Genomic DNA, 3,732 nt, shown 5'->3' with positions numbered 1-3,732 from the left:
CAGCCGCGGCGGCAGCGGCGCCGGCGGCGGATTGAGCGAGCCCACGGGAGTTACCTTGCCCACCGCGCGGAAGCCCCAGTCCAGCAGCGATCTGGCCTCCTCGTAGACCTCGTGCACGCCGCCCCACTGCGGGTTCATGACGGTGACCAGAATGGTCCGGCCGCCGCGCTTGGCCGCCGCGATCAAGGTGTAGCCGGCCTCCGAGGTGTAGCCGTTCTTGATACCGATCAGCCCCGGATACTCCTCGACGCCGTCCTCACCGGTGAGCAGCCGGTTGGTGTTGACGATGCCGAACGTGCTTCCGTAGCCCGGGAACTGGGCGTCGACGGTCGAGCTGTACTCGACGAACTCGGGCAGCGTCAGGCCCGTACGGCCGAAGACCGCCAGATCGAATGCGGAGGACACCTGCCCGTCGGCGTCATAGCCGTCCGGGGACACCACATGGGTGTCGTACGCGCCCAGCAGCTTCGCCTTCACCCGCATCTGCTTGACCGTCGCCTCCCAGCCGCCGTTCATCTCGGCGAGCGCGTGCACCGCGTCATTGCCCGAGCTGAGGAAGACACCGCGCCACAGGTCCTCCACCGCGTACGTCTCGCCCGCGACGACGCCCACCTCACTGCTGCCCTCGCCGACATCGTCCAGCTCGGCCTCGGTGACCTCGTGTTCGCCGTCCTTGGGGAGATGAGGCAGCGCGGTGACGGCGAACAGTGTCTTCAGGGTGCTGGCCGGAGGCAGCGGACGGTGTGCCTCGTGCCCGGCGAGCACATCACCCGTACGGGCATCGGCGACCAGCCAGGACAGCGCGGAGACACTGGGCGGCGCCGGAGTGCCGCGCTTGGGCCGCACCTGTGTGCCCGAGCGGTACAGAGTGCCTTCGACGGCGCCCGCGGGAGCGGCCGGGGCGGCGGGGACCACCGAGGAGCGCTTCGAGGGACGCGGCGAGCGGCTTGGCGAAGGAGACGCGGAAGACGCTGAGGACGCGGTGGGCGACGGGGAGGAGGAGGCGCGTGACGCGGCGGGAGACGCTGGAGAGGCCGAGGACGCAGGAGACGCCGAGGCTGTGGCGGCGCCCGGCAGGCCCTCGGCCCGTACGGAGGGTTCGGTTCGGGAATCCGCGGCGGCCGGTGCGGGCGCGGGCGAAAGGACCAGCAAACCGGTGGCGAAGGCCACCGTCGCGGAGAACGCGGAGCGCGTCACGGATCTGGTGATCATTCCGCCACGGTAGGAACGGACCGCGCCCGGCGCATCGCCGCATGAGCCGACCGGCCGTATCCCCGCCCTCGGCCGGGGCCCGAACACCATGAGCGTTCAACGACCTCCAGGCACCCGATCGGGTGACGCCGGGTCCTGCCCGGGGTGCCACGCCGGATCGGGAGCCCGGTCGGGCATCCGCTCGGTGCCGATCACATCGAGCAGCCTGAGCTTGTCCGCGGCGGCGGTCCCGGGCGCGGCGGAGTAGGCCGAGACACGGAGATCGCACCCCGGAACGGTGAGCGTGTCGCAGTCCAGCGTCAGCTGTCCGACATCGGGATGGTGGACGGTCCTGACCCCCGTGTCATGGAAACCGGCGATACGGGAGTTCCACAGCCCGGCGAACCGGCCGCTGACGCGCCGTAGCTCGCCGATGAGAAACCGCAGCCGTACATCGGTGGGATAGTGCGCCGTGGCGGCCCTGAGGTCGGCGACGAGGGCCGCCTCGAACCGCGCCTCCTGCTCCTCGGTCTGGCTGATTCTGGTGGGCAGACCTCTGAAGTGCTGCCAGACGGCATTGCGGTCGCGCCCGGGGAGCGCCGACGGGTTCCCGAGGAGCGCGGCCCAGAGCGGATTCCAGGTGATCAGGTTCCAGGCCGCGTCATGGACACCGACCGGAGTTCCCGTGAGCCGGCCGAGCAGCCGCCGCACACTGGGCGGCACGGCCTCCGGAACGCGTCCGAGACCTGGTGGTGACTGTCCGGCGAGCAGGAAGAGATGTCTGCGCTCGTCCTCCGACAGCCGTAGGGCGCGCGCCAGCGAGGCGAGGACCTGGACGGAGGGCGATGTGGCCCGCCCTTCCTCCAGCCGCACCAGATAGTCCACCGACAGTCCGGTGAGCCGGGCCAGCTCCTCGTGCCGCAGCCCGCCCGCCTCGCGGTTCCCGCCCGCGGGCAGCCCGGCCTCGGCCGGTGCGATGCGTTCACGCCAGCGCTGCAGAGCCGTGCCCAGCTCTCCGTGTCGGGTCATACGGTCAGTATCAGCGCGCCTGTCGGCCCTCGCCCGACAGCGCTGCGCCCGGTCTTTCCGAGGAGAGCGCCTGAAGAGAGCGCCCGAGAAGAGCGCCCGGGGCGAGCGTCAGATGTCCAGAGCCGTCTCGATCCGCTTGAGGCCATGGCGGGCCAGCGCCAGGTTCGCGCGGGCGCGGTCGAGCGCGATGTACAGAAAGAGCGAGCCGCGGCTGGCGGCGAGCGGGCGGATCAGGTGGTACTGCTTGCCGAGAGTGATCAGGATGTCCTCGACGGCATCGTCCATGTCCAGTGCGGCGAGGGTGCGCGCCTTCGCGCGTACCACCTCGGTGTTGCCCGCGGCGGCGACCTCCAGATCGAGGCCACGGCCTCCGCCCAGGGTGCCGAGCGACATACCGCTCTCGTAGTCGACCAGTGCCACGCCGAGGGCGCCGTCGATGGTCATGGCCTCTTTGAGCGCGGTTTCCAGGTTCATGGCGTGGTCCTTTTCCTCAAGTTCTTCGAGTTCTTCAGGTTCTTCAAGCCGACGGCGGTCGCCCGTTCTTGGCGGAAAGCCAAGGGATCAAAGGCGTCAAGATCGGTCACTAAAGCGCAAGTTGCGGTCTAGGATACTGATGGATGTGGCTCAAAATGAAGGGGTACACGTGTCAGTGATCGAAGCGTCCCTTTCCCGGCTTCTGGGGACTCCCGGTGTCACGGGAGCCGCGCTGGTGGACGCGGTCACCGGGCTCACCTACTGCGTGGTCGGAGACGCGCTGGAGACCGGGGACGGCGTGGGGACGGCCGAGCTGGTGGCCGTGATCACCGACCGGGTGGGACAGGCCGGAGCCGGGAGCGAACTGGAGAGCGTGGTCGTGACGACCGCGCGCCGCTATCACGTGATCCAGTCCGTACGGCGCACCGGCGATCCACTGCTTCTGGTCGCCGCGCTGGACCGCGGCCGTACCAATCTCGCGCTGGCGATGCGGCAGCTCGACGCTCACGCGGCGGGAGTGCTGGCATGACCGGCGGCCCGGACGGCCACGACGGTCACGGTTCGCCACAGGAAGGCGCGTCGCCCCGGAATGTTCCCGCGCTGCTGCTGCGGCTCCAACGGGAGGGATTCAGCGGGACGGTGACGGTCTCCGCGTCGCCGGGTGGCACGATCCATCTGCGGGACGGGCTGATCGGTGCGATCGAGACGCCGGGAACGCCGTCGGCCGAGTCCGTCCTGCTGAAGTCGGGCCGTATCGACGACGCGGGCTGGGCGGCCGGGCTGACCGCCGTCCGGCACGGTGACGATCATGCGGCTGCGCTGGTCGGGCAGGGCCTGATCGGCGCCGCCGAACTGGAAATACTCTGTGTGGCAACGGTTTTCGAGGGCGCGTTCGCGATGTCCCTGGCCCGGCCCGAAGGCTGGGAGGTGGGCGCGGTCGCGCCGGCTGTTCTCGCTCCGCGCGGTATCGAGCCGCGGACCGTCGCGGAGGAGACGACGCGCCGGCTGGCGCTCGTCTCCCGGCTGTGGGGTTCGCCC

Annotated in this window: 5 protein-coding genes and 1 pseudogene; 3 read left to right on the top strand and 3 right to left on the bottom strand. The window is 70.3% G+C overall.

Features of this window, described 5'->3' with window-relative positions:
- A partial coding sequence (locus tag GA0115259_RS36365; protein WP_345941086.1) for a D-alanyl-D-alanine carboxypeptidase family protein occupies positions 1–1,077 on the bottom strand: 1,077 nt, incomplete at its 3' end.
- Between GA0115259_RS36365 and GA0115259_RS42490 the strand changes: the two genes are divergently transcribed.
- Positions 983–1,225: a hypothetical protein gene (locus GA0115259_RS42490; RefSeq protein ID WP_237540745.1), complete on the top strand. Its 243-nt coding sequence runs from the start codon at positions 983–985 to the stop codon at positions 1,223–1,225. The genes GA0115259_RS36365 and GA0115259_RS42490 overlap by 95 nt on opposite strands.
- A gap of 83 nt (positions 1,226–1,308) precedes the next feature.
- On the opposite strand, the gene GA0115259_RS36360 is transcribed toward GA0115259_RS42490, so the two are convergent.
- Both GA0115259_RS36360 and GA0115259_RS36355 read right to left on the bottom strand, forming a co-directional pair.
- Positions 1,309–2,220, bottom strand: coding sequence for a helix-turn-helix transcriptional regulator (locus tag GA0115259_RS36360; protein ID WP_093604734.1), 912 nt, complete (start codon positions 2,218–2,220; stop codon positions 1,309–1,311).
- Positions 2,221–2,328: 108 nt separating this feature from the next.
- Positions 2,329–2,694, bottom strand: coding sequence for a hypothetical protein (locus tag GA0115259_RS36355; protein WP_093604731.1), 366 nt, complete (start codon positions 2,692–2,694; stop codon positions 2,329–2,331).
- Between the two features lie 169 nt (positions 2,695–2,863).
- Here GA0115259_RS36355 and GA0115259_RS36350 point away from each other — a divergent pair, with 169 nt between their 5' ends.
- Both GA0115259_RS36350 and GA0115259_RS36345 read left to right on the top strand, forming a co-directional pair.
- Positions 2,864–3,223 (top strand): hypothetical protein, encoded by a 360-nt coding sequence (locus GA0115259_RS36350; RefSeq protein ID WP_256098298.1) that lies wholly within the window; start codon positions 2,864–2,866, stop codon positions 3,221–3,223.
- Positions 3,220–3,732 (top strand): annotated as a pseudogene (locus GA0115259_RS36345) (hypothetical protein); the annotation flags it as partial. The gene GA0115259_RS36350 and the pseudogene GA0115259_RS36345, both read left to right, overlap by 4 nt.

The sequence above is a fragment of the Streptomyces sp. MnatMP-M17 genome (assembly GCF_900091995.1).
Lineage (GTDB): Bacteria > Actinomycetota > Actinomycetes > Streptomycetales > Streptomycetaceae > Streptomyces.
This window is presented reverse-complemented; position numbering and strand designations above follow the sequence as displayed.